A 24,503-nucleotide genomic window follows, 5' to 3' on the forward strand; every position below is an offset into this window, starting at 1 on the left:
GGTGCGGTTGAAGTATCGGTTCTGCGTGTCGGCTTCCTGAATGATTTTTCAGCACCGGCCAATGGCGACTCTGTGAATCCGCGCACATACTGTTTTTTGGCTGCCTGCTACATTGCATGTATATTTATACAGTATTTCTTATCAATAGCGGAGGCAATATGAACTACAGCGTTAAGTCCCTTGGTGCGCGTAAAATCGCCGGTTTTCATATGGTTGGGCCTTGGGAACAGACCGTTAAGCAGGGTTTTGAACAGCTGATGGCATGGGTCAGCAGTCGCCAGATCCCGGCCCGGGAGTGGGTCGCCGTCTATTACGACAACCCGCAGCAGGTGCCGGCGGAAAAGCTGCGCTGCGACACCGTGGTAACGGTGGACGACGACTTCGTCATTCCAGTCAATAGCGAAGGCGCGATCCTGACCGAGATCGCCGGCGGAGAGTACGCTTTCGCCAGCGCGCGGGTGCTGAACCATGATTTCTCCACGCCCTGGCTGCAGTTCTTTGAAAGCCTGCTGCAAAGCAAAGAGTACCAGCTGGCGCCAAAACCCTGTTTTGAGCTCTATCTTAACGACGGCAATCACGACGGCTACTGGGATATCGAAATGTACGTGGCGGTTGAGCGTATCGGCAGGTAGGCGCTTATCCCCGGAGTGAACAAGGTTTCTTACATTAGCGTGATGCTTGCGGTGAAAAAGCAGTTACAATTGGCCTTTTCTTCTTAGCGGAGAGGGTCGTGCGCGCTGATAAATCACTTAAGCCTTTAGAAATTCGTCTGTATCGCCATTACCGAATCGTGCACGGCATACGCATCGCGCTGGCTTTTGTTCTCACCTTTTTACTGGTACGGCTGCTGAACGTACCGGAAGGCACCTGGCCGCTGATTACTCTGGTGGTGGTGATGGGGCCGATATCGTTCTGGGGCAACGTGGTGCCGCGCGCGTTTGAGCGGATCGGCGGCACCATCCTCGGCTCCGCGCTGGGGCTGGTGGCGCTCAAGCTGGAGCTAATCTCCTTACCCGTTATGGTGCTGTGGTGCGCGGCGGCGATGTTCCTCTGCGGCTGGCTGGCCTTAGGGAAAAAACCGTACCAGGCGCTGCTGATCGGCATTACGCTGGCGGTGGTGGTAGGGGCTCCGCCGGGAGACATGAACACCGCGCTGTGGCGAAGCGGCGATGTTATCTTCGGTTCCCTGCTGGCGATGCTGTTTACCGGCATCTGGCCGCAGCGGGCGTTTCTGCACTGGCGTATCCAGATGGCAAATTACGTCACTGCCCTTAATCGCCTGTATCAGGCCGGGATCTCGCCAAACCTGGTCGAGCGTCCGCGGCTGGAAAAACACCTGCAAAAGGTCCTGAACGACGTGGTGAAAATGCGCGGCCTGATTACGCCGGCAAGCAAAGAAACCCATATCCAGAAGGCCATTTTCGAGGCGATTCAGACCGTCAGCCGTAACCTGGTCTGTATGCTTGAGCTGCAGGTCAACGCTTACTGGGGCTCGCGGCCGGGGCACTTTGTGATGCTAAATTCCCTTACGCTGCGCGAAACTCAGCAGATGACCCAGCAAACGCTGCTGACCATCGCCCACGCCCTGTATGAAGGCAACCCGCAGCCGATCCGCGCCAATACTGAAAAGCTTAATGAAATCGTCGCCGAACTGCGTCAGCTTATCAAAGAGCATCCGGGCGAAAACCTCTCGGAAACGCCGATACACGGCTACGTCTGGCTGACGATAGAGCTGGCGCGCCAGCTTGAGCTGCTGTCGAATTTGATCTGTCGGGCGTTGCGTAAATAAAAGCCAGATGCGCGAGAACGACCACAGGTTGCTTCGATTCAGCAGCATTTAGGGGTATGATAACCCTAAAGGAAAAAACATTGTCATCAGCGGCTGCTAACAGTTATGTTAGCCCTATATTGCAGTCGCTTTAGCGAATCCGAATCTCAAATATTAGGGGTATAAAAATGGAAACAACTAAGCCTTCTTTCCAGGACGTACTGGAGTTTGTTCGTCTCTATCGTCGTAAGAACAAACTGCAGCGTGAAATTCAGGACGTTGAGAAAAAGATCCGTGATAACCAGAAGCGCGTACTGCTGCTGGACAACCTCAGCGACTACATCAAACCGGGCATGAGCGTTGAAGCTATCCAGGGCATCATTGCCAGCATGAAGAGCGATTACGAAGATCGCGTTGATGATTACATCATCAAAAATGCTGAACTCTCTAAAGAACGTCGCGATATCTCCAAAAAGCTGAAAGTGATCGGCGAAGCGAAGGTCGAAGAGTAATCTCCCCCGACCCTGCCCGGCGGCGGTTCTCGCCGTCGGGAGTTCTCCCCGGCATTCCCTCTGAACGACTCCTTTCTTCCGTATGGCGAACCGCCGTATAACGCAGGCTGCTGGCCTGAACGTAGAAAAATATGCGCGCAACGGTCCGCTCCCTTTTAGCGCTACGAGGAACATCATGGACACACTTTCGGACCTCATTGCCGACATTCCGCAGCCGGATCGGGCGGCGATGGCCCAGGCGCAGCAGCATCTTGACGGTTTATTAAAACCCCCCGGCAGCCTGGGCCGCCTGGAGGCGCTGGCCGTGCAGCTGGCTGGAATGCCGGGGCTGAATGGTCAGCTGCGGCTGGCAGAAAAAGCGATCGTGGTGATGTGCGCCGATCACGGCGTCTGGCATGAGGGCGTGACTATCTCACCCCAGGCGATTACCGCGATTCAGGCGATAAATATGACCCGGCAAAATACCGGCGTTTGCGTCCTGGCGGCGCAGGCGGGGGCAAAAGTCCGGGTCGTCGACGCCGGGATCGATGCGGAGCCGATCCCAGGCCTTGTCGACTTAAAAGTGGCGCGAGGCAGCGGCAATATTGCGCAAACGGCGGCGATGAGTCGCGAACAGGCGACGACGCTGCTGCTGGCGAGCATCAGCTATACCCGCGAGCTGGCGTCTCAGGGCGTGACGCTGTTCGGCGTTGGCGAACTGGGAATGGCGAACACCACGCCGGCGGCGGCGGTGGTGAGCGTGCTCACCGGGCGCGATGCGCAGGATACCGTCGGCATCGGGGCAAACCTGCCGCTGTCGCGGCTGGCGCATAAGGCGGAGGTGGTGCGTCGGGCCATTGCCGTCAACCAACCGCAGGCGGAGGATGGCCTGGAGGTGCTGGCGAAGGTTGGCGGTTTCGATCTGGTTGGCATGACCGGCGTCATGCTGGGGGCCGCATCCTGCGGGCTGCCGGTGGTGCTGGACGGCTTTCTCTCCTGTGCATCGGCGCTGGCGGCCTGCCGTATTGCGCCGGCCGTTCATCCCTATCTGATCCCCTCCCATCTGTCGGCGGAAAAGGGCGCGCGCATTGCGTTTGAGCATCTGCAGCTTGAGCCGTATCTGGATATGGGGATGCGTTTGGGTGAGGGGAGCGGCGCGGCGCTGGCTATGCACCTGGTAGAGGCCGCCTGTACGGTGTTTAACGAGATGGGGACCCTTGCGGAGAGCAATATCGTCCTGCCGGAGAGCCGTTAACCGCCAATCAGGGCGCCGTCAGGCGCCCTGTTGCTATCCGGCCTACAGCGCTTTTTGCCACACGCTCTGCGGCAGCAGATAGACCTTGGCCTCGGCCTTCCTGCCATCGGTCACGATATGGTGGATGCCGCTGGTCATCACCGCCAGCGTAACGTCAAACGCGTTCAGGCTATCGCCAAAACCGGCGGTCAGGTTGAGCATCGAACCGTTGGCCATCAGGTAAACGGTTTTACCATTCATTTGATAGGCGTTGATATACGGCATCACCTCTTCATGGCTGAACTGGCGCAGGTAGCCGCAGTCAATCTCTTCCGCAACGTGGCCGACGTTAAGGATAAATACCCCGTCTTTCGCTTTATCCAGCGCGCTGCTGTTAACCACCTTTTTAGCGCCGGTTGCCGTGGCGACGACGTCAGCCGAGGCAATGGCGTCCTGCAGTTCGACGACATGCCAGCCGTCGTAAGCCGCCTGCAGGCGACGGGCAGGGTCGACTTCGGCGACCATCACCTGGCCCCCGAAGGCTTTTGCGGCGGCGGCAACGCCCTGGCCCACCAGGCCATAGCCGATCACCAGCACCTTTTTCTCATGCAGCGTGAGATGGGTGGTCTGGAAGAAGGTGTGCCAGGCGGTCAGACCGACCATGTGGCGGTTATGCAGGCCCTCTTTAACCGGCAGATCGTCCCAGTTAAAAATCGGATAGCCCGGGCGAATATCGCCCAGCCGGCTGACGCCGGAACCGGTCGCTTCCAGCCCGGCCACGATATTGCCAAATTCGCCGCGCTGGTGGAGCAGGGTGGTGATATCGGCCCCCATTTCACACAGATGCGTTGGCCCCCAGGCGATGGCCTTTTGCCACGACTGCTGCCAGTCGGCATCGCTCATATCGCGCCAGGCGCTGGCTTCTGCTCCGCGCGCGACCAGCCAGCTGACGACCTCGTCCTGTACGGTGGTCGGGTTACAGGTTGTTAAAAATACCTGCGCGCCCTTTTCCAGAATGCCCTGCACCAGCGGGATCATTTTCATATCCAGATGCATACAGCAGGCTAGTCGAACCTGGCTCAGGTCGGGAAGTGCGGCAACCTGGCGCAGAGTGCGCGGCATGTTCTGGCTGGCCCATGCCACTTCTTTCTCTAAATTAATATTATTATTCAACGTATTATGCCTTCAATCCGTAGAGTGGGTGAAATCCCGAACGAGGATGATTCTAGCGTAGTAAGGTGAAATCACATAGCCGGGGTCAATGGCTGCCGGTCAGAGGACGCGAGGGGGATAGGCATGAAAAAAACGTGGTTGTTAAAATATGGTTAAAAAAAGAAAATAAAATATAAGAAATTTATATGACCTGAGCGAGCAGTGAGATGTTAAGCGTTTTACCTTCCGCGGTGTTTTCGCGGATCCGCATTTTTATCGGCCGCCTGAAGCCTCATGCGCTGCCGGTTGCCAGAAAGCATATTCTCCTCGGCTCCATCGGCGCGGGGACGGGGCTGGCGGTCACCAGTATGTTCAGCCACTGGCTGCTGGGCGAAGTCAATCTGTGGTTTATCGCCCCGATGGGCGCCTCGGCGGTGCTGCTGTTTGGCGTACCCAGCAGCCCGCTGGCGCAGCCGTGGTCGATTGTCGGCGGCAACGTGCTGTCGGCGCTGATCGGCGTTACCGTTGGCGTGCTGGTGCCTGACCTTGCGCTGGCCTGCGGTCTGGCGGCCGGACTGGCGATTGCGGGCATGTATTTTCTGCGCTGCCTGCATCCGCCGGGCGGCGCCGTTGCCCTGACGGCCATTCTCGGCGGGGCTGGCGTACACAGCGAGGGCTATTACTTTGTGCTGACGCCGGTGCTGCTGAACTCCGCCATGCTGGCCCTGCTGGCGATCGTTTTCAATAACCTTGTTGGACGCCGCTATCCGCATCCGCTGGCGGCGGAAGAGGTGAAAAGCAAAGTGGTTCCGCTGGGGCTTTCGGTGACCCGCGAGGACATTCATGCCGCGCTGCTGGATGGTCAGTTCCTGGATATTGACGAAGATGACGTTCAGGAGCTGCTGGAAAATATCGAACAAAAAGCGCGCCGGCGCATGGCCGCTGCGCCGAGGGCGTAACGCCGCCGTCTGCGTGGGGCGGCGGTGAGCGGCTAAAGCCCGCCGGTCAGATACTGCGCCACGCCGCGGCCAAAACTCCAGTCGCCTTTTTGATTGCTCAGCACCGAAACCATCAAATCATCGGGACTCAGCCCGCAGTGTTCCTGCAGTTCTGCGAGCAGCGTCGCGTAAAACAGCTGTTTTTGTTCTTCGCTGCGTGGGCTGGTGTACACCCTGACCACCACCATCTTTTGACTTCGCGTCAGGCCTAAACCGGTGTCCTCAATCACCATATGGTGAGGCTTGTTTTCATGAACAATCTGGTAGCGATCGCGTTCCGGCACCTTAAAGGCGTGCAGTACGGCGCGGTGGGCGGCATCGAGCAGCGTTTTTATTTCATCTTCACTGCGACCTTCAATCACATCAAATGTCAGTAGCGGCATGGCAGGCTATCCTTATTATCCTGTGTACGATGAGTGGGCAAAACCGATGCTATCCAATGTGACAACGGGCAAAAACCGCTATATTTGAATTCATTGTTTTTACAGGTGAACAATCGAGATGAGCGATCCGCGCCCCGACGTTTTCTGGACCCATTTGTACTGGCTTACGGTGCTGGAAGAGCAGAAAAGCTATACCCGCGCGGCGGAAAAGCTTGCGGTGAGTAAATCGGCAGTCAGCCAGAAAATCAGCGAGCTGGAGCGGGTAACCGGCAAGACGCTGGTGCACCGGACCACCCGCAGCGTGACGCTGAGCGAAGACGGGCTTAGGCTGGTGGCGGAGCTGAATGCGCCCTTCGGCCAGCTCCGCGATATCTTTAACGGCAGCCGCGATGACGAGGGGCCGCTGCGCGGCACGCTGCGGGTTACGGCCCCGGTCGCCTTTTCCCGCCAGCAGCTGGTCCCGGCGATTACCCCTTTTCTGCACCAGCATCCGCAGCTGCAGCTGCAGCTGGAGGTCACCGACAGGCTGGTATCCCTCGCCAGCGAGGGATTCGATCTGGCGATTCGTCACTGTCGTCGCGAGGCGCTGCCGGATACCCATGTCGCGTGGACGCTGTGTCAGACCGCCACGCTGGTTGTTGCCTCGCCAGAGTATATCCGCCGCTTTGGCGTCCCGGACTCCCCCGATGCGCTACGCCACCACCAGTGCCTGACCTACCCGCGCGGTTCGCAAAGCCCGCAGTGGGCGTTTGAGTCTGAGGACGATCGCGCCGGGCGCGTGAGCGTCCCGGTGCGCGGCCCCTTTGCCACGAACAATAGCGAATCGCTGCGCGATGCGGTGCTGTCGGGGCTGGGGATTGCGCTATTGCCCGATTTTAGCGCCCGGGAGGCGATAGGGCGCGGAGAGGTGCAGGAGCTGCTGCCCGGCTGGCGGCCGGTGGACGTTTTTGCCGGCAGTCTGTATGTGATCCGCCCCTACGCGCCGCGCGTATCGCGGGCGGTAGAGACCTTCAGCCGCTATCTGAAAAGTAGCTTCAGCTGAGATTTTGCAGCTCGGTCGCCAGCGCCTGGCGGAAGCGGGGAAGCAGATCTTTTTCGCCCGGCAGGCGCTGCGCGAGAGTGATGGTTTTATCCGCGCGGTAAATCCGGCCGCTGCCCAGCTGTGACTCAAAATCATTGGCCGCCCGGTGTGCGGCGATCGGATCGATATCGATCAGGATCACCGCGTGCGCGAGAACGACATGACCGCGGCCCTCCGCCATCGGCCGCCAGTACTGCGCGGTACCGGCAATTTTACGCGCCTGCTCCCCCTGACCGCAGGCAAGGTTATAGCGTCCGTCGCAAAACGAGCCGCTCACCGCCTGAAAATGGGCATCGACGCCAAAGGTCGCCAGCGCGCGCTGCAGCAGACCGCACAACAACAGATAGATCGGTTCAGCGGCCTCGCCCAGCGGCTGATAGACCGGCCAGGCAAGGCTGAGATTAACAATCCCCGGCCCCTGCGGCACGAGACCACCGCCGGAGCGACGCAGCCACACCGGCCAGCCGCGCCCGGCAAAGCGTTCGCTAACGGCGGAGAGCTGGCTGAATTTTCGGTAGCTGCCGGGGACGACGAATCCCTGCGGGGCCTGCCACAGCTGGGCCAGCGCTTCGCCGCTACGGGCCCGCTCGAACAGCGGCAGCTCGGCAAGCGTCGGGTCGGCGTAGTAGTGCAGCGGCAGCTGTTGATGAATGAAGCGCTGCGGCCAGCAGGCCGCTCTGTTGTCCTGAATCATGGAGTCTCCTTATGGACGACGGTTTCCCGTCGTCCCGGGCGCTGTCAGACGTGCTGAGGTTTTTTCATCAACATGGCCGTGATGGCCGAGAGCAGGCAGCCGGCGGTCAGATAGATAGCAACGCTGTGCCAGGAGCCTCCGGAGAAGGTGACCAGCGCGGCGGCGATGAAGGGCGTAAAGCCGCCTCCGACGACGCTGGCGACCTGGTAACCGACGCCGGCTCCGCTGTAGCGGTAGCTGGCGCCGAACATTTCGGTGAACATCGGCTGCTGTACGCAAACCACCATATCGTGGGCGATATTCGCCAGCATCAGCGCGAAGAACAGGATCCAGAAATAGGACTGGCTTTCGAGGGCCATAAAGAACGGGAAGCCGCTTAGCGTACCGATCAGCGCGCCGGTAATATAGATGCGCCGACGGCCAAAGCGATCCGCCAGCCAGGCGAAGCAGGGAATGGTCAGGCAGCTGATCCCGCCAACAAGCAGGCCGATGTTAAGGAACAGCTCGCGCGGCAGGCCGAGATTTTGCGTGGAGTAATTGAGGGCGAAGGCGGTCACGATATACATCGTCAGCAGCTCGCACAGGCGCAGAGCGATAATCAGCAAAAAGGCGCCGGGATGACGGAATAACGCTTCGACTACCGGCAGACGCTTTTTCGCCGGCAGGGGCAGATTTTTCTGCTGCTGATGTTCAAACTCAGCCGATTCGCTCATGCCGTTGCGGATCCACAGCGCCGCCAGCACCAGCACGACGCTGAACAGGAAGGGAAGACGCCAGCCCCAGCTCAAAAATTGTTCATTGCTGGTATTGGCGCTGATTAGCGAGACCAGGCCGGTTGAGAGCAGCAGGCCGACGCCATAGCCAATCTGGACCCCGCTGCTGTAGAAGGCCTTTTTATTCTTCGGCGCGCTTTCGACGGCAAGCAGCGCCGCTCCGCCCCATTCGCCGCCGACGGCAAAACCCTGGATCGCGCGCAGAATCACCAGCAGCACCGGCGCCCACCAGCCGATTTGATTGAACGAGGGCAGCAGGCCAATGCAGGCGGTGGCGATCCCCATCATCCAGACGGTCATCATCAGCATCCGCTTGCGCCCGAGGCGGTCGCCAAAATGGCCGAAGATAATGCCGCCCAGAGGACGAAAAAGAAAACCGACGCCAAAGGTGGCAAAGGCCGCCAGGGTGCCCATTGCCGGGCCGATCTGCGGGAAAAACTCCTTGTTGAAGACCAGCGCGGCGGTGATGCCGTAAAGCAAAAAGTCGTACCAGTCGACCACCGCGCCGGCGAAGCTGCCCCACGCCGCTCTTCGCGCGCGATGAAGTGAGTGGGCTTCCCCGACGGGGCGAGGGGATGTAAGCGTTGAGTCCATACCTGTCCTGTCAATCTGTTCTGATGTTACGTTATCGTTATTGGAATGAGACGCACTCTTAGCGGCGCCATCAAAGAGACTACCGCGCCGCCGGACGAGAGAAAAGATTTTTACCCATCGTCATGCATTAACGGCAAAAAATGTGCATTCTACGGTCAGTCATAAGCCGGCGATCGGAAGGTTCTGAAATTCGGCGTTCTTTTTTAATTGAACAGCTCACAACCTTCCGATGACATCTTTTAAGAATTGCCGTAAATGGTTTACAATTAACATATCTCCAATGTCGGAAATGGTGAGTTAAATGCGTTTACTTTTCGCAGCTTTATTTTGTTTCATGATTTTACCAAATGCATTTGCAGAAAAACTGCCCGCACCTACGGGCAAGCCCGTTTTAACCATTTCCGGTCTTATTGGAAATACAAATGAAGGCGATACCGCCGTGTTTGATCTCGCGGCATTAGAGAAGCTGGGCATGCAGACCGTGGAAACGACCACCCCGTGGTACTCAGGGAAAGTGCGCTTTGACGGAATTTCCCTTAGCAAGCTCATGGACTTAGTCGCAGCAAAGGGTCAGTCGGCGAGGGTCATCGCCCTGAATGACTATACGACGATTGTGCCCATTGATGATTTCCATAAATTCCCCGTTATTTTGGCTTTAAAAATGAACGGTGAATATATGCGGGTCCGCGATAAGGGCCCTCTGTTTATTGTTTATCCCTACGACAGCAGCCCTGATTTACAAAATCAGATCTATTATTCTCGCTCGGCGTGGCAGGTTTCGAAAATTATTATTGAGTAATAGCCTGTCCCGCCAGGCGTAATTGTTGGATAGAGTTTGGACACCGGCAGGGCTTAGGGACCAGGGCGTATACGGCGTACGCGGGGGTTTTGAGCTCTGCCCAGGAGCAAACTGATAAATAAAATAGCCTAATGGGATAGGCTCTAAGGGTTTGATCTTGAATCGAATACTCACTGCCATTATTTTGTCGCTTTTCGTTATCACCGGATACATTACCTATCTGGTGCATGAGCGACAGAGCGAGCTGCAAAAGTTGACCCGTTACACGGATTCGTGGTCAATCGCGCAGATAGTCTCTGAGTATATGCGGCTGGAAGCGCATCTAGGCTCCTATGCCCTGGGCGTCGAAGGCGTCGATCGCGATGATGTCCGGCTGCGTCTGGAGATCATGATGGGCCAGATCAAACCGCTGCAGCAGGGGGAGCCGAGTGAGTTTATTCGTAAGGATGCGGGGCGTCGGGCGACTATTGAGAGCCTGATCGCTATTCTGTATCAGCTTGATGAGCAGCTGGATACCATCACCCCGCAGCGGATAAAGCCGATTTTGCATAAGATGGGCGAACTCGACGGCCCTATGACCGGGCTGGCGTCAATGTCGCTGGCGCAGGATATTAATATCGTTAACCTGACCCACGATAAAATACAGAACCTCTATTTTATCTATTCGATAATTTCCATTCTGCTGATCACCATGTGTATTTCTTTAGGGCTGTTAATGCTGCGGCAAAATAACAACCTGCGCCGCGCCCACGTCCGCATGAAGCTGCTGGCGAACGATCTGCAGGCATCAAAAGAGAAGCTCCAGGTGCAAAACCGGCGTTTGCAATACGATGCGTACCATGACTCCTTGACCGGCATGCCGAACCGGCTCTCCTTCTGGCAAAAATTGCAGGAGATCGTCAATCAGGTTCGGCCGTACAACGGTTCCGCGGTGGTTATGCTGTTCGATCTGGACAATTTTAAGGACGTTAACGATACGCTGGGCCATGATTCCGGGGATAAGCTGCTGCAGGATCTTGCCAGCCGTCTCTCCTTTTTCCGCAAAACCTCCGAAACCCTCTACCGGCTCGGAGGGGATGAGTTTGCGCTGGTCTCCTGTGATTTAAGCGAAGAGCAGGCTCTGGCGCGGGCGATGGTTATCCGTGAAAAGATCAGCCAGCCGTATCAGGTTTATGATTCGTTGATTAATATTGACGCGTGCATCGGGATTGTTATTTCTGACCGGGAAACCCGTACCGATTATTTATACAAATGCGCCGATCTTGCGCTTTATGAAGCGAAAAAAGAGGGGTCGGGTACCGTCCAAATTTTCCGCCCCGGGATGCTGCAGCGTCTGCAGGAGAATAAGTCTTTTGAGGACGATCTGCTGCAGGCGCTCGATAACGGTGAATTCCGCGTTTACTACCAGCCGATTGCCGATACGATGAGCGGCGAGATTTATGGCTATGAAGCGCTGGTGCGCTGGTTCCATCCGGTGCGCGGCATGGTGCCGCCGACAATATTTATTCCCGTCGCCGAAAAAATTGGCATGATTAACCCGCTCGGAGAGTGGGTGCTTAAAACCGCGTGTGAGGAAGCGGCGAGCTGGTCGTCACCGCTTAAAGTTTCGGTGAACGTATCGCCCGTTCAGCTGATCAACAGTTCGTTGACCGATACCGTTATCGCGGTACTGAAGCACACGGGGCTGGACCCGCATCGGCTTGACCTCGAAATTACGGAATCAGATGTGTTTAATGAAAACACGCGCTCTTTAGAAATCCTCAGCCAGCTGCGCGAGCTGGGGATTCAAATTTCTATTGATGATTTCGGTACCGGATATTCCTCATTATCGCGCCTGAGCTATTTCCCGTTTGATAAGATTAAAATCGATCGCTCATTTGTCATTAATATTCCAGCGCAGAAAGATGATTTGGATATTGTCCGGCTGATTATCAGTATGGGTAAAAGCTTACATATGCGCATCGTGGCGGAAGGCGTCGAGACGGATGAGCAGTTAAAATCTCTCCAGCAATTAGGTTGCGATTTGGTACAGGGCTACCTGATTGGCAAACCCGGCCCGCTGAACACCGCCAGTAATAAATAGTTGAGATGCTTTATTTATTGCGGATCTGTTAATACAGATCCGCCTTTTCGTATATTCAATAATATATAATCCTTGTTGGGTATAAATAGGGGTAGGGGGAAATTTCTTAAAAAATAATACCCTCAGAGATTAAAAGGGGTATATCATATGCAATATATTTTCCCCGTTCCCGACCGTGCTCAATGGTACGGAAAGAGAGGCCGAATCATGCAGCGTATCGTTATTCCGACCCACTACGTGCATACCCGCACAACCCCGTTATGGACCAAAGAAACGGCACCGGCGTCAATCTGGCAGCGGCATCTTGATGCCGGAACGCGGCAGGGCGTTTACCCTCGCCTGGCGGTCATGCAGGGCGCTATACGCTATTATGGTTATACGGATGAAACCGCGTCTGAACCTGTTGAAACGATGACGATAGAGGCCGGCCAGTTCGGCGTCTTCCCGGCGGAAAAATGGCACCGTATTGAAGCGTTGACGGAAGATACCGTCTTTAACGTGGATTTCTACGTCGATCCTAAAATTCTGATAGAGGGATAAAGCTGAACTTATGAACAGTGAAAATAAAGGCTATTCATTAGCTGTTGTTAATGGCAACAATGATGAAAGACAAGCAAAAGTCTATCTTAAACCCATGGCGCTTTATGTTCCCGATATTGCGGTTCAGGCCGTAGCAGAACTTATTGGTTCACTGTCGGTGGATAACCAGCAGGGTAAAGGCTTTGTTCTGTCGGTGACGAATAATAATAACGGCGTATCGGTAGATAAAGAGTTTGCAACCCTCGTCGAATTACAGGACCCGCTCATTGCCGCCGATGCGGTAAAAGACCTGGTTAATATCGTCCGCGGCTATGAATCGGATGAAGAGACCAACGTCTGCGGCTGGTAGCCTCGGCATCGATATATCAGGCAGGCCTCCTCGATGTCTGCCTTTCCCCCGGACCGTTATCCCACCTTGCATCATTGCCCTTAGATATTGTCCCGCCAGGCTCTCTTGTTTTGCCGTTCTCTCTTGATTTTAGTAACTAACTGGTTCGTTATGTGATGGCGGTCGTATTTACCCAACGTGTTCATTTCTATAATCCTTTGTTGAGCAAACTGATGCTCAATTTAGGTGGATTTTACGTTTTTCAGGCAAAGCAAATAACGAGGTCGCTGAGATGAATCAACCCGACAGTCGCAAACTGTCCCTCAATACCGCTACGGTGCGGCAGAAATGGAAACTTAATCAGATCGTTGAGGGCTGCGCGCGGCATGAGATCCGCGGCATCGCGCCGTGGCGCGACCAGGTCCAGACGCTGGGGCTAAAAGAGTCAGCGCGTCTTATCCGCCATCATGAGCTGACGCTGAGCGGCTATTGCCGCGGGGGGATGTTTCCCGGCAGCACCGCGCAGGAGCGCCGCGATAAGGCGCTGGATAACCGGCGGGCGGTGGACGAAGCGCTGGAGCTTGGCGCGCCTTGCCTGGTGCTGGTGGTTGGGGGGCTGCCCGCAGGTTCGAAAGATTTGTCCGCCGCCAGGCAGCAGGTGCGCGATGGTTTGAGCGAACTGCTGGAATACGCGCGCCCGCTTGGCATGCCGCTGGCGATTGAACCCCTGCATCCGATGTATGCCGCCGAACGCGCCTGCGTAAATACCCTCGCGCAGGCAAACGATCTTTGCGATGAGTTAGGGGATGAAGGGCTGGGTATTGCGGTCGATTTATATCACACCTGGTGGGATCCGCAGTTTCAGCAGCAGATTGAGCGGGCGGGCGCGGGCCGGCTGCTGGCTTTTCATATTTGCGACTGGCTGGTACCGACTACGGATATGCTGCTGGATCGGGGCATGATGGGCGATGGGGTTATTGATATCCGCAGCCGTCGCCAGGCGCTGGAGGCGTTAGGTTATACGGGCCTGCATGAAGTGGAGATTTTTTCGCAGAATAACTGGTGGCTGCGGGAGCCGGATGAGGTGCTGGCGATATGTAAACAGCGTCACCGCGAATTCGGCTAAGGGAGTGATTTTCCCAGAGTCGACCGCTCTGGGAAATCGCGCTGCGCCTCAGCGCTCAGAGGCCGTAAATTGTTAGCAGATTTTGCATTCGCCGGGCAGCCAGCGGCGGATTTTGCAGCAGGCCGGCCTGGTCGGCGAGACGGAAAATTTCAGCGTAATGGCTAATCTCCCGCGCTGACTGCATTCCTCCGGCCATCGCGAAATGATGCTGATGGCCGTTGAGCCAGGCCAGGAACACGATGCCTGCTTTATAATATTGCGTCGGCGCCTTGAAGATTTCTCGCGACAGGGCCACGGTAGGATCCATCAGGCGGTAGTATTCGCCGCTGTTGCCCAGCGCCAGTTCGTTAAGTGCGGCGGCGGCAACCGGGGCGATGGCATCGAAAATGCCTAACAGCGCATGTGAATAATAGCCATCTTCTCCTGCGATCAGCTCGGGATAGTTGAAATCATCGCCGGTGTACATTTTAACCTGTGGCGGCAGGCGCTTACGGAAGGCGACCTCTTTTTCCTTACTCAGTAGCGAAATCTTGATCCCTTCCACCTTATCGACGTTGTTGCCGATTATCTCAAACACGGTATCGGCGGCGGCGTTGAAATCTGCCGATCCCCAGTATCCGCTCAGCGCGGGATCAAACATCTCCCCCAGCCAGTGAAGAATAATTTTGCCCTTACTTTGTTCAAGCAGGCGGTTATACACGGCAAGGTAGTCCCGCGGCGATTTTGCCACCGCGGCTAAGGCCCGGCTGGCCATCAGGATAATTTTACCGTCATGCTTCTCGACCAGCTCCATCTGCTCTTCATAGGCGGCGATGACCTGCGCCAGGGTTGTCGCGTCTGCCGCCGCCAGCTGATCGGTACCGACTCCGGCGGCAAGATCGGCGCCCGGTACGGTTTTCGCCTCCTTCAGAGAACGCACGATCAGCTCTTGCGCGATATGCCAGCTTACCCCCATGCCGCGCTGAGCGGTGTCCATCGCTTCGGCAATATTAAATCCCAGCCGCCACAGATGGTGGCGGTAGGCCAGCGTCGAGTCCCAGTCAATGCGCGGATTGTTCAGCCAGTCCGCGCCCTGATGGCGGGGATCGATAACCACGTGTGCTGCGGCGTAGGCAATACGATTAAACGCGGGAGTGATGGCGCAGGAACGTTCTTCCGTCGTCACAAGGCGGTAATTCGCGATGGAGCCTTGCGGCGTGGGCAGGTCGATTTTAAGCATGTTAACTTCTCCATTAAGTATCCATTTGGTTACTTTTAAGGTGTACTTTTTGCCCAGGTAAAAGTCAAGGTATTCGCGGCCAAAGTGATAACCGGAACAGCCTACTGTGATCGGGTGGCGGCCTTTACCTGCAATATTTGTCGATGAGTTAACAACAATTATTTAACGGTATTGACAGCAACATTTATCCAATGTAGTAACTATCTGGTTATTTAATTAATGCGTTTGGATGTCGCAAAAAACAGGCGGCATGAATAATAGCCGGCAGGAGAATGACCATGTATTTGACTGAAACCCATCAACAGATCCGCGAAATGACCCGTAAGTTTGCCGACGAAGTGATTCGGCCCCAGGCCGAAGAGCTGGACAGAGAAGAGCGCTTTGCTGCCGAGATCTATCAACAGATGGGTGAACTGGGATTGTTTGGTATCACCGTTCCGGAAGAGTATGGCGGCGTTGGGCTGGATGCTGTCGCCTACGCTGTGGTGATGGAAGAGCTGTCGCGCGGCTATGCCTCGATTGCCGATCAGTGCGGCCTGGTGGAGCTGCTGGGGACGCTGCTGTCAAAATATGGTAACGATCCGCAACGCGCCCAATGGCTGCCTGGGCTGCTGAACGCGTCGCTGAAAGGGGCCTATTGCATCACTGAGGCCGGCGCCGGCTCTGACGTTTCGGGAATTAAAACCACCGCCACGCGCACCGAAGAGGGCTGGGTGCTGAACGGTAGCAAGCTGTGGATCCATAATGCGCCGGTCGCCGATGTGGCCTTCGTCCTGGCGCGCACAGATAAGGAAGCCGGTCACCGCGGTATGAGCATCTTTATTGTCGACTGCTCGCGCGACGGCGTTTCGCGCGGCGCTAAAGAGCACAAGATGGGCCAACGCTCGTCGCAGGTCGGCGAACTGCACTTCAGCCAGGTCAGGCTGCCGGCGGACGCGCTGCTGGGGCCGGAAAACCGCGGCTTCCATATTATGATGAGCGTGCTGAATAAAGGGCGGGTGGGGATTGGCGCGCTGGCGGTAGGCATTGCGCGTGCCGGTCTCGAAGCGGCGATTGAGTATGCGAAACAGCGCGAACAGTTTGGCAAGCCGATTGCTGATTTCCAGGGCGTGCAGTTTATGCTGGCAGATATCGCCAAAGATACCGAAGCCGCTCGCCTGCTGGTGCATAGCGCGGCGTATAAAATTGATACCGACGCCCCGGATACCTCGATTGCCTGTTCAATGGCGAAATGTTTCGCGGGCGACGCTGCGGTACAGCACAGCGGCAACGCGGTACAGATTTTTGGCGGCGGCGGCTATATTCGCGGCGTGGAGGTGGAGCGTCTGTACCGTGATGCCAAGATAACCCAAATCTATGAAGGAACTAACCAGATCCAGCGCATGATTATCGGCCGCAATTTGCTGGCGTAACGCCCGTCGCCCGCCGACACGGTACCTTAACCGGGATAAGGCTGATCACCTCAGGTGACCAGCCTGTTTTTATGGTTTCATGGGCTGGCATGATGCAGGTAAATGGTGAATCCGACGTTTTTCCCATACCCGCTGCGGGTGAAGGGTACGGAGAAGCGTTTCGCCCGCCCCATGACCCCGGCATATGCGATGGGGGAGGCCGAGCGGAGGCAAAGAAAACCCCGGCGCTGCCGGGGTGGGGAACAGATCACATATTCGGGTAGTTGGGGCCGCTGCCTCCTTCGGGCACCGTCCAGAGGATATTCTGCAACGGGTCTTTGATGTCGCAGGTTTTACAGTGCACGCAGTTCTGCGCGTTAATCTGTAATCTGGGCTTTCCCTCCGGGGCGATAATTTCATAAACGCCCGCCGGGCAATAACGCTGCGCCGGCTCGGCAAAACGCGGCAGCGTTTCCCGCACCGACAGTTCGGCGTCTTTGAGCTTGAGATGGCAGGGCTGATCTTCATCGTGGGACGTATTTGCCAGATACACGGAAGAGGGCTTATCAAAGCTCAGCTGGTTATCCGGCTTCGGATAGCTAATGGGCGTGCTGCGTTCGGCCGTATTCAGCTGCAGGTGATCCGCCCTGCGGTCGTGCAGCGTGAACGGCAGCTTTCCTTTAAACCAGTTCTGATCGATATAGTTAAGTGCCCCGCCTGCCAGCGTACCAAAACGGTGCAGCAGCGGACCGAAGTTACGCGACTGCCGCAGCTCTTCCCCCAGCCATGATTCGCTAAACGCCTGCGCGAAATCATCCAGCTCCCGTTTCTCATCGGGAGCTTGTACCAGCGCCTGATAGACCGATTCGGCGGCCAGCATGCCGCTTTTCATCGCCGTGTGGCTGCCCTTAATCTTGGCGAAGTTGAGCGTTCCCGCATCGCAGCCAATCAGCAGCCCGCCGGGAAAATGCATTTTGGGTAGCGCATTGATGCCCCCTTTGGTGATGGCGCGCGCGCCGTAGCAGAGACGCTTTCCGCCGCTGAGGGTTTCGCTAAAGGCCGGGTGATGCTTCATGCGCTGAAACTCATCGAACGGACTTAAATAAGGGTTGCGGTAGTTAAGATCGACAATCAGCCCGACGACAACCTGATTATTCCCAGTATGGTACAGAAAGCTTCCCCCCGACGCGCCTTCGCTCAGCGGCCAGCCGGAGGCGTGGATGACCTCTCCGGGCCGGCTTTTTTGCGGGGCGATCTCCCACAGCTCTTTTATCCCCAACGCGTAGTGTTGCGGATCGCGGCCGGCATCAAGCTGATAGCGGGCGATCAGCTGTTTGCCGAGATGGCCGCGGCAGCCTTCGGCAAAAAGGGTATATTTCGCCAGCAGGTTCATGCCTGGCGTAAAGCCCGGCTTCTCTTGCCCTTCGGCATTGACGCCCATATCGCCGGTGGTGATACCGGCGACGGCGCCCGCATCGTCGTACAGGATGCTGGCGGCGGCAAAACCGGGGAAAATATCCACCCCCAGCGACTCTGCCTGGCGGGCCAGCCAGCGGCAAAAATCCCCCAGGCTAATGACGTAATTACCGGCGTTATGCATCGGGGCAGGGATAAAGGCCGCCGGGATCTTCCACGCTTTTTCGCCATCGCGCAGCAGCAAGAGCTCATCTTGCGTTACCGGAGTCGCGAGCGGCGCGCCGAGCGACTGCCAGTCGGGAAAAAGCTCCTTGAGCGCCCGGGGTTCGAAAAGCGCCCCGGAAAGAATATGCGCCCCAATCTCGGCGCCTTTTTCAATGACGCAAACGCTCAGCGGGCGCTGCTCCTGCTGCGCCATCTGCATCAGCCGGCAGGCTGCCGACAGCCCGGCAGGACCGCCACCGACGATGAGGACGTCAAATTCCATCGTTTCACGTTCCACCATAACCTCCATCTTTCGTTGCCTGCCCCTTGCTCATCAGAGTTTCGCCACCAGCTGCGGCACAATCTCGAACAGATCGCCCACCAGGCTGTAGTCGGCGATTTTGAAAATGGGCGCCTCTTCGTCGCTGTTGATGGCCACGATGACCTTGGCATTACTCATTCCCGCCAGGTGTTGAATCGCGCCGGAAATGCCCACCGCGATGTAGAGCTCCGGCGCGACAATTTTGCCTGTCTGCCCGACCTGCAGATCGTTGGCGACCATCCCGGCGTCGACCGCCGCGCGCGATGCGCCGACGGCGCCGTGCAGTTTGTCGGCAAGCTGCGCGATCAGCGCAAAGTTTTCGCGGCTGCCCAGCGCGCGACCGCCGGAGACCACCACGCGGGCGGTGGAAAGCTGAGGGCGGTCCGATTGCGCCAGCTCTTCATGAATGAAGCGAGAAACCGGCGGATTATCGACGCGGCTGATGTGCTCAATCGGCGCGGAGGATTCGTTTTTTTGCGCCGCCGGGAAGCTCGAGACGCGCAGGGTCAGCACCGTCAGCGGGTCGAGACTCTCGACGGTGGCGATGGCGCTGCCCGCATAGATGGGGCGTTTGAACACGCTGGCGCTGACCACCGCAATCACGTCGGAGATTTGTGCGACGTCGGCGAGGGCCGCCACGCGCGGCAGGATGTTTTTCCCGTTTGAGGTGGCGGCGGCAAGGATGTGGCTGTAACCCTCGCGCAGGGAGAAGATCAGCGCGGCGACGTTTTCGGCCAGCTGGTTTTTAAAGACGCTATCGTCGGCGAGCAGCACCTTCGTCACGCCTTCAATGCGCGCCGCCTGTTCCGCGACCGTACGGCATTTTTCGCCCGCCACCAGCAGCGTAATCTCGCCGCCCAGCTCCCGGGCGGCGCTCACCGCGTTATAGGTTACCGCGTTGAGCTGGTTATTATCATGTTCAACAAGGAGTAAAGTCGCCATATCAAATCACCTTCGCTTCGTTTTTGAGCTTGTTCAGCAGTTCATCGACGCTTTCGACACGCACGCCGGCCTCGCGCGCTGGCGGGGCCTCGACCCGTAACAGCGCCGTATGCGGGCGTAATTCAAGGCCGAACTCCTCTACCGGCAGGATAGCGAGCGGCTTCTTTTTGGCCTTCATCATGTTGGGCAGGGAGGTATAGCGCGGCTGGTTAAGACGCAGGTCGGTGGTGATAATCGCCGGCAGCGTCAGCGAAACAATCTGCAGGCCGCCGTCAATTTCACGGGTGACGATGGCCTGACCATCCTCAATGCGTAGTTCAGCGGCAAAGGTTCCCTGCGGGTAGCCGCACAGCGCGGCGAGCATTTGCCCGGTCTGATTGTTGTCGCCGTCAATGGATTGTTTCCCCATCAGGATCAGCGACGGCTGTTCCTGCGCGACGACTTTCGCCAGCAGTTTTGCCAGATTGAGCGGTTCGAGGGACTGGCCGGCGGTGATGAGCAGCCCGCGATCTGCCCCCATTGCCAGGGCGCTGCGCAGCTGCTCCTGGGCCGCGTCATCACCGATGGTTACCACCACAATTTCGCTGGCGATGCCGAGCTCTTTCAGGCGAATGGCTTCTTCAACCGCAATTTCGCAGAACGGGTTGAGCGCCATTTTCGCGTTGGTCAGATCAACCTGGCTGCCATCGCTTTTGACGCGGATTTTAACGTTATGATCGACAACGCGTTTAACGGGGACGAGAACTTTCATCGTGACCTCTCGGAATGTTTTCTCTGTTTATCTCTCTTAAGTAAATAACTATTTAGTTATTTATTCAATCGATTTTTGCCCATGAGCAGAAACATGGGCAGCAATTTGTGATCAGTGCGACGCGATAATCAGATCGCTGGCTTTCTCGGCAATCATAATGGTGGGGGCATTGGTGTTAGAGCTGACCAGGCTTGGCATCACCGACGAGTCCACCACGCGCAGCCCTTCAATGCCGCGAACGCGCAGCTGAGTATCGACGACCGACAGCTCATCGATGCCCATTTTGCAGGTGCCGACCGGGTGATAGCAGGTGCGCGCAAACCGGCGAATGTACTCTTCCAGATCTTTATCACTTTGCGCTTCGTGTCCCGGCATATGCTCGCGGCGAATATACGGCGAGAAGGCGCTTTGCTGCATGATATCGCGCATCAGCTTGCAGCCTTCGATCGTCATTTTCATATCGTAAGGATCGCTGAGATAGTTCGGATCGATAAGCGGGGCGTCGCTGGCGTTCGCCGTGCGTAAAGCGACCCGGCCGCGGCTGCGCGGACGCAGGAAATAGCTATTAATCGTCACGCCGGAGCCGGACGGCACCGGTTCGATACCGGCTTCCACGCCGGCTCCGGCCAGGAAGTGAATTTGGGTATCCGGATTTACCGACTGCTTATCGGCGTACCAGAATGCGCCGCCTTCGACGATATTCGAACATACCGGACCTTTGCGGAACAGCAGATACTCCAGCCCTGCCCACATCATCCAGTGCGTCTTTTTGTACTTGTCATAGCTCAGGGCGTTGCCGAGCTCAAATATCAGATCGATGCCCACGTGGTCCTGCAGGTTTTCGCCCACGCCCGGCAGGTCGGCCGCGACCGTAATCCCTTTTTTGGTCAGTTCATCCGCCGCGCCAATTCCCGAAAGCTGCAGCAGTTTAGGCGAGCCGATCGCCCCGGCGCTGACGATAACTTCGCAGCTGGCATGCAGCCGCTGCTGCTTGTCATCCTGGTAAATCTCCACGCCGACGGCGCGCTGGTTATCGATAATCAGCCGGGAAATATGGCAGCCGGTCTTAATAGTGAGATTGCTGCGCCGGCTCGCGTCCTTCAGATATCCCACCGCCGCGGAGCAGCGGCGGGCATGGCGGGTGGTGGTCTGATACAGGCCGCAGCCGGCCTGGGTGGCGCCGTTGAAATCAGGGTTGTAGGGCAATCCCGCCTGCTGGCAGGCTTTACTGAAGGTTTTACTCATCAGGTTAGCGCTGACCGGGCTGGAGACGCCGAGCGGACCGCCGACGCCGTGCCAGGCGTTTGAAAAGGTATCGTTATCCTCGGATTTAATAAAATAGCGCTGGATATCGGCAAATGACCAGCCGTCGCATCCCTCATCCGCCGCCCAGCGGTCGTAGTCCGCTGGGGTGCCGCGGGTGAACACCTCTGCGTTGATAGAGCTACCGCCGCCCAGTACCCGCCCCTGGGCAAACAGCAGCTCACGATTGCCCAGCTGGGGCTGGGGCACCGTTTTATAGCCCCAGGTCAGCGGCCCGGAGGTGAGTTTGCTAAAACCGACCGGCAAGTGGATGTAGGGGTTGCTGTCCTTTGGACCAGCCTCAACCAGCAGCACTTTACAGTGGCTATTTTCACTTAAGCGCGAGGCAAGGACGCTGCCCGCCGAACCGCCGCCGATAATAATGTAGTCGTACATGTCTGATCCTCTGCCAAAAATCATTCAGCGAGCCATTTGGCGCGCTTGCCCAACTGGATATGCACGGATTTAATTTCGGTATATTCATCCAGACCATAGCTGCCGCTTTCGCGTCCGATGCCGGATTGCTTAAATCCGCCTGAAGGCAGTTCAGGACCGCCGGCAATAGTGGTGTTCACCCACAGCCTGCCCGCTTTAAGATCGCGGAATCCCTGCACCGCATGATCGAGGTTCGAGGTCCAGATGCTGGCAGCCAGCCCGTAGCAGGTATCGTTGGCAATTCTGATAGCTTCTTCATAGCTGTCGAACGGGGTGACGCAGAGTACCGGGCCGAAGATCTCTTCGCGGAAAATCGTCATCTCCGGCGTCACATCATCGAAAATAGTCGGTTCGATAAACAGCCCGCAGCCGGCGTTAACCGCGCTGCCGCCGGTGAGTAGCGTTGCGCCCTCATTTTTGCCCTGTGCAATATAGCTGAGCACGGTCTGGTAGTGCTTTTCGGTGATAATCGCGCCAATCTGGGTACTTTCATCCAGCGGATCGCCGCTGCACACTCTTCGCGCGCGCTTAACCAGCTTCTGGCAGAAATCCTTATGGATTGAACGCTCAACCAGCAGGCGGCTGCCGCTGACGCAGCACTGGCCGGTATTAAACAGGAAACCAAACAGCGTACCGTCCAGCGCGGCGTCGATATCGGCATCGGCAAATACCACCTGCGGGTTCTTGCCGCCCAGCTCCAGCCCAAGACGCTTAATGTTTTTTGCCGAAGCGTGCAGCGCCATCTGGCCGACGGCGGTAGAGCCGGTGAAGGAAACCATATCAACGTCGGCATGTTCGGTAAGATGTTGACCGACTACCGAGCCGCTGCCGGTGACGACGTTAAATACGCCGTCGGGCAGGCCCGCTTCTTGAAGAATGCCGGCCAGCAGCAGGGTCGTGCCGGAAGTGATCTCAGCGGCTTTCGCCACCAGCGTACAGCCCGCCGCCAGAATGTAGGGGTAGCGTTCCGCGCCGATAAAGAAAGGAAAGTTCCACGGGGTGATGACGCCGACGACGCCGATGGGTTCGCGGGTCACCAGACCGAGCATGCTGTCGCCGAGGTTATTAAAGCTGTCGCCCTTGACGCTGCGCGCCAGACCTGCGGCATATTCCCAGATATCCGCCGCCCCCTGGATTTCTCCCCGGGACTGGGCGATCGGTTTACCGGTTTCAAGCGTTTCCAGCAGCGCCAGCTCGTCCAGCTTCTCGCGGATCAGCTGCGCGGTTTTCAGCAGTACTGCCGCCCGCGCCGCGCCGCTAATACGCGACCACTTCCCGCAGTCAAAGGCTTCTCTGGCCGCCTTTACCGCATCATCAACGTCTTCAGCGGTGCCGGCAGGATAGCTGCTGACGACAATATCGTGAGCCGGGCTTTTACGCACAAAGTTTTCGCTGCCGTGGCCTGCGGTCCATTTGCCATTGATGAACATCTGAAACTCGCGTGCTTTTTCGGGCAGCAAAGCGTGGTTAACGTCTACAGGGCGAAATGTATTACTCATAATTCTCTTCCCATCGTTCATAGCATTTCTTACCGCACGGTAAGAGCCGGTGTGTGATCGTTGTCATCCTGCCCTCAACGTGATGAGTGCTGACAGGATGAGTTGGGTTTGTTTGCGTTTAACTTGATGTTTTAAAAGATTTATGTATTATATATATAACTATATGGTTACATATGTTAGCACGCTGTTTTTCGATTGGATAAGGAAACGCCAGCCCTTGTAATGAAATTGTTAAGCGGCTAGCAGAAAGGAGAACAGCCAAAAATTTTTCTTGATTTCCTCCAATGAGTAAGGATTAATCATCAGCCAGATCCGCAACCAAAACGATGTAATGACTAAATCAGCTTCTGAAAAAACAGTGCAGGTCCGTGACCCTATTGCGACACAAAATCGGATCCTCAAAGCCGCGAAACGAGAGTTTGCGCAAAAGGGACTCGGCGGGGCGCGCATTGACGTTGTCGCTGAAAAAGCAAAGTCAAATAAGCGCATGATTTATCACTACTTTGGTAGTAAGGAGCAGCTTTTCCAGAAAGTTGTTGAAGACTCCTACCTCGATATTCGTGCGGCGGAAAAAAAATTAAATCTTGAAAAGCTGGAGCCGCAAGAGGCGGTTGAAGCGCTGGTCCGCTTTACCTGGAACTACTACCTGAAAAATCCGGAATTTCTGACGCTGGTCAACAGTGAAAACCTGCATCGCGCCGTGCATCTGAAAAAGTCGGTGGCGATCAAATCAGCGCAAAAATCGATGGTAGCCCTGATGGAGAATATTCTTCAGCGCGGCGTGGAGCAGGGCGTGTTCAGGGCCGGCGTCGATCCTGAGCAGCTGGTGATTACCATTGCGGCGGTAAACTACTATTACTTTAATAATAAATATACCGGCGCCATTCTGTTCGATCGTAATTTCATGGACGCTGATTCCCTTCAGCAGCGCCTTGATTTCAACGTCGAAACGATAATGCGGATATTACAGCCCTGATA

At 56.6% G+C, this 24,503-nt stretch carries 23 protein-coding genes; 13 read left to right on the forward strand and 10 right to left on the reverse strand.

Features of this window, described 5'->3' with window-relative positions; all coding sequences use genetic code 11:
- Window positions 1–158: 158 nt before the first annotated feature.
- From sbmC to cobT, 4 genes are all read left to right on the forward strand, one after another.
- Complete coding sequence (sbmC, locus tag QFI97_RS10310; protein WP_346431079.1) at window positions 159–632, forward strand: DNA gyrase inhibitor SbmC; 474 nt, start codon at window positions 159–161, stop codon at window positions 630–632.
- Window positions 633–730: 98 nt separating this feature from the next.
- Window positions 731–1,789 (forward strand): FUSC family protein, encoded by a 1,059-nt coding sequence (locus tag QFI97_RS10315; RefSeq protein WP_095100954.1) that lies wholly within the window; start codon window positions 731–733, stop codon window positions 1,787–1,789.
- Window positions 1,790–1,956: 167 nt separating this feature from the next.
- Complete coding sequence (locus QFI97_RS10320; RefSeq protein ID WP_041146350.1) at window positions 1,957–2,280, forward strand: DUF496 family protein; 324 nt, start codon at window positions 1,957–1,959, stop codon at window positions 2,278–2,280.
- A gap of 175 nt (window positions 2,281–2,455) precedes the next feature.
- On the forward strand, window positions 2,456–3,514 hold the full coding sequence (gene cobT, locus QFI97_RS10325) for a nicotinate-nucleotide--dimethylbenzimidazole phosphoribosyltransferase (protein ID WP_346431080.1): 1,059 nt from the start codon (window positions 2,456–2,458) through the stop codon (window positions 3,512–3,514).
- 42 nt (window positions 3,515–3,556) lie between these two features.
- On the opposite strand, the gene QFI97_RS10330 is transcribed toward cobT, so the two are convergent.
- Complete coding sequence (locus QFI97_RS10330; RefSeq protein WP_346431081.1) at window positions 3,557–4,666, reverse strand: adenosylhomocysteinase; 1,110 nt, start codon at window positions 4,664–4,666, stop codon at window positions 3,557–3,559.
- Between the two features lie 206 nt (window positions 4,667–4,872).
- Between QFI97_RS10330 and QFI97_RS10335 the strand changes: the two genes are divergently transcribed.
- Window positions 4,873–5,604 carry an HPP family protein gene (locus tag QFI97_RS10335; protein WP_331834637.1) on the forward strand — a complete coding sequence of 244 codons (732 nt, stop codon included), beginning with the start codon at window positions 4,873–4,875 and terminating at the stop codon, window positions 5,602–5,604.
- A gap of 32 nt (window positions 5,605–5,636) precedes the next feature.
- On the opposite strand, the gene QFI97_RS10340 is transcribed toward QFI97_RS10335, so the two are convergent.
- Window positions 5,637–6,026: a tautomerase family protein gene (locus tag QFI97_RS10340; RefSeq protein ID WP_346431082.1), complete on the reverse strand. Its 390-nt coding sequence runs from the start codon at window positions 6,024–6,026 to the stop codon at window positions 5,637–5,639.
- 118 nt (window positions 6,027–6,144) lie between these two features.
- On the opposite strand from QFI97_RS10340, the gene QFI97_RS10345 reads away from it, so the two are divergent.
- Window positions 6,145–7,068 carry a LysR family transcriptional regulator gene (locus QFI97_RS10345; RefSeq protein WP_095100962.1) on the forward strand — a complete coding sequence of 308 codons (924 nt, stop codon included), beginning with the start codon at window positions 6,145–6,147 and terminating at the stop codon, window positions 7,066–7,068.
- Here QFI97_RS10345 and QFI97_RS10350 read toward each other — a convergent pair.
- Together QFI97_RS10350 and shiA are read right to left on the reverse strand one after the other, a co-directional pair.
- The gene (locus tag QFI97_RS10350; protein WP_346431083.1) at window positions 7,061–7,801 is read right to left on the reverse strand and encodes a lipoyl protein ligase domain-containing protein; all 741 of its coding nucleotides are present in this window, start codon (window positions 7,799–7,801) and stop codon (window positions 7,061–7,063) included. The genes QFI97_RS10345 and QFI97_RS10350 overlap by 8 nt on opposite strands.
- A 44-nt stretch (window positions 7,802–7,845) precedes the next feature.
- The gene (gene shiA / locus QFI97_RS10355; RefSeq protein ID WP_346431084.1) at window positions 7,846–9,168 is read right to left on the reverse strand and encodes a shikimate transporter; all 1,323 of its coding nucleotides are present in this window, start codon (window positions 9,166–9,168) and stop codon (window positions 7,846–7,848) included.
- 301 nt (window positions 9,169–9,469) lie between these two features.
- Between shiA and QFI97_RS10360 the strand changes: the two genes are divergently transcribed.
- The 5 genes from QFI97_RS10360 (at window position 9,470) to QFI97_RS10380 (ending at window position 14,044) form a co-directional block, all read left to right on the forward strand.
- Entirely contained in the window at window positions 9,470–9,967 is a 498-nt protein-coding gene (locus QFI97_RS10360) for a putative pterin-binding protein (protein ID WP_095100968.1), read from the forward strand.
- Window positions 9,968–10,124: 157 nt separating this feature from the next.
- On the forward strand, window positions 10,125–12,050 hold the full coding sequence (locus tag QFI97_RS10365) for a putative bifunctional diguanylate cyclase/phosphodiesterase (protein WP_346431085.1): 1,926 nt from the start codon (window positions 10,125–10,127) through the stop codon (window positions 12,048–12,050).
- Window positions 12,051–12,257: 207 nt separating this feature from the next.
- The gene (locus QFI97_RS10370) at window positions 12,258–12,590 is read left to right on the forward strand and encodes a TehB family protein (protein ID WP_346431086.1); all 333 of its coding nucleotides are present in this window, start codon (window positions 12,258–12,260) and stop codon (window positions 12,588–12,590) included.
- A 10-nt stretch (window positions 12,591–12,600) separates the two neighbouring features.
- Complete coding sequence (locus QFI97_RS10375) at window positions 12,601–12,939, forward strand: DUF1869 domain-containing protein (protein ID WP_346431087.1); 339 nt, start codon at window positions 12,601–12,603, stop codon at window positions 12,937–12,939.
- Between the two features lie 271 nt (window positions 12,940–13,210).
- Window positions 13,211–14,044 (forward strand): sugar phosphate isomerase/epimerase family protein, encoded by an 834-nt coding sequence (locus tag QFI97_RS10380; protein ID WP_331834632.1) that lies wholly within the window; start codon window positions 13,211–13,213, stop codon window positions 14,042–14,044.
- A gap of 55 nt (window positions 14,045–14,099) precedes the next feature.
- Here QFI97_RS10380 and QFI97_RS10385 read toward each other — a convergent pair whose 3' ends face one another.
- Window positions 14,100–15,263, reverse strand: a complete 1,164-nt coding sequence (locus QFI97_RS10385; RefSeq protein ID WP_346431088.1) for a dihydrodipicolinate synthase family protein — start codon at window positions 15,261–15,263, stop codon at window positions 14,100–14,102.
- A 278-nt stretch (window positions 15,264–15,541) separates the two neighbouring features.
- On the opposite strand from QFI97_RS10385, the gene QFI97_RS10390 reads away from it, so the two are divergent.
- On the forward strand, window positions 15,542–16,675 hold the full coding sequence (locus QFI97_RS10390; protein WP_095100979.1) for an acyl-CoA dehydrogenase family protein: 1,134 nt from the start codon (window positions 15,542–15,544) through the stop codon (window positions 16,673–16,675).
- A 247-nt stretch (window positions 16,676–16,922) separates the two neighbouring features.
- On the opposite strand, the gene QFI97_RS10395 is transcribed toward QFI97_RS10390, so the two are convergent.
- The 5 genes from QFI97_RS10395 to QFI97_RS10415 form a co-directional block, all read right to left on the reverse strand.
- A complete protein-coding gene (locus tag QFI97_RS10395; protein ID WP_331834630.1) occupies window positions 16,923–18,584 on the reverse strand; it encodes an electron transfer flavoprotein-ubiquinone oxidoreductase in 1,662 nt (553 codons plus the stop codon).
- A 24-nt stretch (window positions 18,585–18,608) separates the two neighbouring features.
- Window positions 18,609–19,538 carry an electron transfer flavoprotein subunit alpha/FixB family protein gene (locus QFI97_RS10400; protein ID WP_346431089.1) on the reverse strand — a complete coding sequence of 310 codons (930 nt, stop codon included), beginning with the start codon at window positions 19,536–19,538 and terminating at the stop codon, window positions 18,609–18,611.
- A 1-nt stretch (window position 19,539) separates the two neighbouring features.
- On the reverse strand, window positions 19,540–20,289 hold the full coding sequence (locus QFI97_RS10405; protein WP_095100985.1) for an electron transfer flavoprotein subunit beta/FixA family protein: 750 nt from the start codon (window positions 20,287–20,289) through the stop codon (window positions 19,540–19,542).
- A 111-nt stretch (window positions 20,290–20,400) separates the two neighbouring features.
- Complete coding sequence (locus tag QFI97_RS10410) at window positions 20,401–21,987, reverse strand: GMC family oxidoreductase (protein WP_346431090.1); 1,587 nt, start codon at window positions 21,985–21,987, stop codon at window positions 20,401–20,403.
- 20 nt (window positions 21,988–22,007) lie between these two features.
- Window positions 22,008–23,525 (reverse strand): aldehyde dehydrogenase family protein, encoded by a 1,518-nt coding sequence (locus QFI97_RS10415; protein ID WP_346431091.1) that lies wholly within the window; start codon window positions 23,523–23,525, stop codon window positions 22,008–22,010.
- A 358-nt stretch (window positions 23,526–23,883) separates the two neighbouring features.
- Here QFI97_RS10415 and QFI97_RS10420 point away from each other — a divergent pair, with 358 nt between their 5' ends.
- Entirely contained in the window at window positions 23,884–24,501 is a 618-nt protein-coding gene (locus QFI97_RS10420) for a TetR/AcrR family transcriptional regulator (protein ID WP_243657290.1), read from the forward strand.
- The last annotated feature ends 2 nt before the right edge of the window (window positions 24,502–24,503 follow it).

The sequence above is a fragment of the Klebsiella scottii genome (assembly GCF_036561945.1).
In the GTDB taxonomy this organism is placed as follows: Bacteria; Pseudomonadota; Gammaproteobacteria; order Enterobacterales; family Enterobacteriaceae; genus Klebsiella; species Klebsiella scottii.

What these genes read in the sequence shown, in the direction of transcription:
- QFI97_RS10375 (WP_346431087.1), top strand. Translation starts at nt 12,601, where the DNA reads ATGAACAGTGAAAATAAAGGCTATTCATTAGCTGTTGTTAATGGCAAC.
- QFI97_RS10415 (WP_346431091.1), bottom strand. Translation starts at nt 23,525, where the DNA reads ATGAGTAATACATTTCGCCCTGTAGACGTTAACCACGCTTTGCTGCCC.
- QFI97_RS10390 (WP_095100979.1), top strand. Translation starts at nt 15,542, where the DNA reads ATGTATTTGACTGAAACCCATCAACAGATCCGCGAAATGACCCGTAAG.
- QFI97_RS10410 (WP_346431090.1), bottom strand. Translation starts at nt 21,987, where the DNA reads ATGTACGACTACATTATTATCGGCGGCGGTTCGGCGGGCAGCGTCCTT.
- QFI97_RS10395 (WP_331834630.1), bottom strand. Translation starts at nt 18,584, where the DNA reads ATGGAGGTTATGGTGGAACGTGAAACGATGGAATTTGACGTCCTCATC.
- QFI97_RS10345 (WP_095100962.1), top strand. Translation starts at nt 6,145, where the DNA reads ATGAGCGATCCGCGCCCCGACGTTTTCTGGACCCATTTGTACTGGCTT.
- cobT (WP_346431080.1), top strand. Translation starts at nt 2,456, where the DNA reads ATGGACACACTTTCGGACCTCATTGCCGACATTCCGCAGCCGGATCGG.
- QFI97_RS10350 (WP_346431083.1), bottom strand. Translation starts at nt 7,801, where the DNA reads ATGATTCAGGACAACAGAGCGGCCTGCTGGCCGCAGCGCTTCATTCAT.
- QFI97_RS10405 (WP_095100985.1), bottom strand. Translation starts at nt 20,289, where the DNA reads ATGAAAGTTCTCGTCCCCGTTAAACGCGTTGTCGATCATAACGTTAAA.
- QFI97_RS10385 (WP_346431088.1), bottom strand. Translation starts at nt 15,263, where the DNA reads ATGCTTAAAATCGACCTGCCCACGCCGCAAGGCTCCATCGCGAATTAC.
- QFI97_RS10370 (WP_346431086.1), top strand. Translation starts at nt 12,258, where the DNA reads ATGCAGCGTATCGTTATTCCGACCCACTACGTGCATACCCGCACAACC.
- QFI97_RS10360 (WP_095100968.1), top strand. Translation starts at nt 9,470, where the DNA reads ATGCGTTTACTTTTCGCAGCTTTATTTTGTTTCATGATTTTACCAAAT.
- sbmC (WP_346431079.1), top strand. Translation starts at nt 159, where the DNA reads ATGAACTACAGCGTTAAGTCCCTTGGTGCGCGTAAAATCGCCGGTTTT.
- QFI97_RS10380 (WP_331834632.1), top strand. Translation starts at nt 13,211, where the DNA reads ATGAATCAACCCGACAGTCGCAAACTGTCCCTCAATACCGCTACGGTG.
- QFI97_RS10335 (WP_331834637.1), top strand. Translation starts at nt 4,873, where the DNA reads ATGTTAAGCGTTTTACCTTCCGCGGTGTTTTCGCGGATCCGCATTTTT.
- QFI97_RS10400 (WP_346431089.1), bottom strand. Translation starts at nt 19,538, where the DNA reads ATGGCGACTTTACTCCTTGTTGAACATGATAATAACCAGCTCAACGCG.
- QFI97_RS10320 (WP_041146350.1), top strand. Translation starts at nt 1,957, where the DNA reads ATGGAAACAACTAAGCCTTCTTTCCAGGACGTACTGGAGTTTGTTCGT.
- QFI97_RS10340 (WP_346431082.1), bottom strand. Translation starts at nt 6,026, where the DNA reads ATGCCGCTACTGACATTTGATGTGATTGAAGGTCGCAGTGAAGATGAA.
- shiA (WP_346431084.1), bottom strand. Translation starts at nt 9,168, where the DNA reads ATGGACTCAACGCTTACATCCCCTCGCCCCGTCGGGGAAGCCCACTCA.